Genomic DNA, 3,452 nt, shown 5'->3' with positions numbered 1-3,452 from the left:
ACGGTGCCGGCCGCCAGCCAGTCGCGCAGCTCGGCGGCCTGCGCCTCGCCGGCGGCGGTGCCGATCACGCCGCGCGCGGCCACCAGGCGCAGCCCGGTGCGGTCCGTTTCGTCCTCGGTGCGCCGCAGCACGGTGCGGCAGACCTCGTTCAGGACGGCCAGTGCCGCCGGCCGTGCGGTCGGCGGCACGGCGCAGTCCACCACGAAGTCGCGGGCGAAGGAGAGCACCGCGTCGACCAGGTGCACCGAGGTCTCGCCGGGCAGGTGGGCGGCGACCAGCTCCAGGTACTCGCCGGGCGCCAGCTCCCCGTCGCGCACCTGGTCCCGGGCGGTGCTCCAGAGCACGGCCCGGGCCAGCTCCTCGGGCACGGCGCCGAGTGAGGAGCGCACGGTCCGCCAGGAGCCGGGGTCGAGACGGATCTTGACGAAGCTGAGGTCGGTGTCGTTGAGCAGGGTCAGCTCGGCGTCGGTCTTCACCGCCGCGGTGCCGTCGGCCGCCAGGTCGAGCGGCACGCGGTCGGCCAGCTCCAGGGCGCCCTCGGCGGTGCGCCGGTAGTGGCCCACGGTCAGCTGGTGCGGGCGCGGCCCGCCGTCGGCCGAGGTGTGCTCGATCCGGCCGGCGGCCAGCCGCAGGGTGTCCACGCCGGTGGTGCGCAGCCAGCGGTCGGCCCAGCCGTGGACGTCGCGGCCGCTGGTCGCGGCCAGGGCCCGGAGCAGGTCGTCGAGGGTGGCGTTGCCGAAGGCGTGCTCGTCGAAGTAGTCGTTGACGCCGGCCAGGAAGGCCTCCTCACCGAGCCAGGCGACCAGCTGGCGCAGCGCGGCGGCGCCCTTGGCGTAGGAGATGCCGTCGAAGTTCTGCAGCGCCTGGGCGGTGTCGTCCACCGTGCCGGGTGCCACCGGGTGGGTGGAGGGGCGCTGGTCGGCGTCGTAGCCCCAGGTCTTGCGGTTGGCGGCGAAGCCGGTCCAGGCGCTGGTGAAGCGGCTGGAGGAGGCGGTGACGCTGTAGGCCATGTACTCGGCGAAGGACTCGTTCAGCCACAGGTCGTCCCACCACTTCATGGTGACCAGGTCGCCGAACCACATGTGCGCCATCTCGTGCACCACCACCAGGGCGCGCTCCTCGCGCCTGGTGTCGTCCACGGCGGAGCGGAACACGAACTCGTCGCGCAGTGTGACGCAGCCCGGGTTCTCCATCGCGCCGGCGTTGAACTCCGGCACGAAGCACTGGTCGTAGCTGTCGAAGGGGTAGCGGTGCCGGAAGACCCGGTGGTAGTGGTCGAAGCCCTGCCGGGTGACCTCCAGCAGCTCGGGGGCGTCGGCGTCCAGGTGGGCGGCGAGCGAGCGGCGGCAGTGCAGGCCGAGCGGGATCCCGTCGTGCTCGGCTCGCACCGAGTGCAGCGGGCCGGCCACCACGGAGACCAGGTAGCTGCTGATCGCCGGGGTGGGGGCGAACTCCCAGCGCCCGGGCGTGACCTGGCGGCCCACGCCGTTGCCGACCACGGTCCACTGCCGCGGCGCGGTGACGGACACGGTGTACCGCGCCTTGAGGTCGGGCTGGTCGAAGGACGCGAAGACCCGCGGGCCGTCGTCGAGGAAGGACTGGGTGTAGACGTAGTCCTCGCCGTCGGCCGGGTCGGTGAAGCGGTGCATGCCCTCGCCGGTGTGCGAGTAGGCCATGTCGGCCTCGACGGTGAGCTCGTTGTCGGCCGCCAGACCGGTCAGCGGGAAGCGCCCGGCGCGCAGCGCGGCGACGTCCAGTTCGCGGCCGTTCAGCACCACTCGGCGGAGCGCGGCCGGTTTGACGTCCACGTAGGTCCCGGCGCCCGGGGTGGTACAGCCGAAGCGGATCACCGTGGTGGAGCCGAAGACCTCCCGACCGTGGGTCAGGTCGAGGTCGAGGCGGACGGTGCGGACGTCGAGCAGGCGGTGGCGCTCGACGGCCTCGGCCCGGGTGAGTACTGAGGTATCAGACATACGGGTCATGCTGCTTCATCCACGGGTGGGCGGCACCCGCTTTTCGGCACCCGTTTTTCGGTGCCGGCTTTTCGGTGCCGGCCTTTGGCACCCGCTCTTCGATGCCCGCTTCTCGATGCCGGCTCTTCGGTGCCGGAGGGAGACCGGGGCCGCCGGATCGTCCGGGGCGGACGGCCTCCGTGCGTCCGGAGCGAGTTGACGGCGAAGCAGCGGGATTCGTACAGGCGCTCGGCACAGGCGAACAGCTGTGTTAGGTTAGGCTTGCCTAATCTTGCTGGTCGGAGGGGATGTCCTGTGCAGCAACAGTCCGAATTCGCCGGTGCCGTCGCGATGGTCACCGGGGCCGGGCAGGGCATCGGCGCGGCCGTGGTGCGGGCGCTGGTGGCCGAGGGAGCCGTCGTTGCGGCGGTGGACCGCGATCCCGGCGGGATCGACGCGCTGGCGGCCGAGCTGCCGTCCGTGCGTCCCTACGCGCTGGACGTCTCGGACGCCCGGGCGGTCGACAGCACCGTGGAGTCGATCGAGAGCCGGCTCGGACCGATCGGCGTGCTGGTCAACGTCGCGGGAGTCCTGCGCACCGCCCCGGTCGTCGAACTCACCGACGGGGACTGGGCGGACACCTTCGCCGTCAACACCACCGGCGTCTTCCACACCAGCCGCGCCGTCGGCCGCCGGATGGCGGACCGCGGACGCGGGGCGGTCGTGACCGTCGGCTCCAACGCCGCCGGGGTGCCGCGCGCCGGGATGGCCGCCTACGCGGCGTCCAAGGCGGCGGCCACCATGTTCACCCGCTGTCTGGGGCTGGAACTCGCCCGGTCCGGGGTGCGGTGCAACGTGGTGTCGCCCGGCTCGACCGACACCGCGATGCAGCGCGCGCTGTGGGGCGAGGACGCCGAGGCGGCCGAACGCCGGGTGATCGAGGGCGACCTGGGCGCCTGGCGGGTCGGCATCCCGCTCGGGCGGATCGCCGCGCCCGCCGACATCGCGGAGGCCGTGGTGTTCCTGGCCTCCGACCGGGCGCGGCACATCACCATGCACGACCTGTACGTCGACGGCGGCGCGACCCTGCGCGCCTGAGCGGAACGCCGCCGGTCCTCCTCCCACCCCCCGAAGAACCGTCCCAGACTGGAGAAACCGCCGTGACCACGGTGCACCACGCCCCCGCCGGGCCGATACCCGCCGGGCCCGACGCCCCGGCGACCGCCCTCGCCGAGGGCCAGGACCACGCCGTCATCGGCGCGGCCAGCGGACTGCTCGGCCAGTACCGGGCCGGCTCCGACGAGGCGTTCTTCGCCTCGCCGACCCGCACCCTGCTCGGCTCCGGGGTGCACGCCCGGGTGCCGCAGGACGGGCGGCCGCTGCCGGTGCGGGTCGCCGGGACGCTGGCCGAGGCGGGCCGCTCCGGCGTCGAACGGCCGCTGGTGGTCGGCGCGGTGGCGTTCGACCGGGACAGCCGGGTCGAACTCGCCGTCCCCGCCC

The 3,452-nt window shown here is 73.7% G+C and carries 2 protein-coding genes and 1 pseudogene; 2 read left to right on the top strand and 1 reads right to left on the bottom strand.

The window, feature by feature from the left end; all coding sequences use genetic code 11:
* On the bottom strand, nucleotides 1-1,973 hold a 1,973-nt coding region (pepN, locus tag AE652_RS38000; protein ID WP_049659888.1), incomplete at its 3' end, for an aminopeptidase N.
* Between the two features lie 261 nt (nucleotides 1,974-2,234).
* Here pepN and AE652_RS37995 point away from each other — a divergent pair.
* Nucleotides 2,235-3,050, top strand: a complete 816-nt coding sequence (locus AE652_RS37995) for a 2,3-dihydro-2,3-dihydroxybenzoate dehydrogenase (RefSeq protein ID WP_049659886.1) — start codon at nucleotides 2,235-2,237, stop codon at nucleotides 3,048-3,050.
* A 62-nt stretch (nucleotides 3,051-3,112) separates the two neighbouring features.
* A pseudogene (locus AE652_RS37990) lies at nucleotides 3,113-3,452 on the top strand (isochorismate synthase); the annotation flags it as partial.

Source organism: Kitasatospora sp. MY 5-36, assembly GCF_001182915.1.
Taxonomy (GTDB): Bacteria; Actinomycetota; Actinomycetes; order Streptomycetales; family Streptomycetaceae; genus Kitasatospora.
The sequence above is the reverse complement of the archived record's forward strand: the minus strand, read 5'-3'. Positions and strand labels throughout refer to the sequence as shown.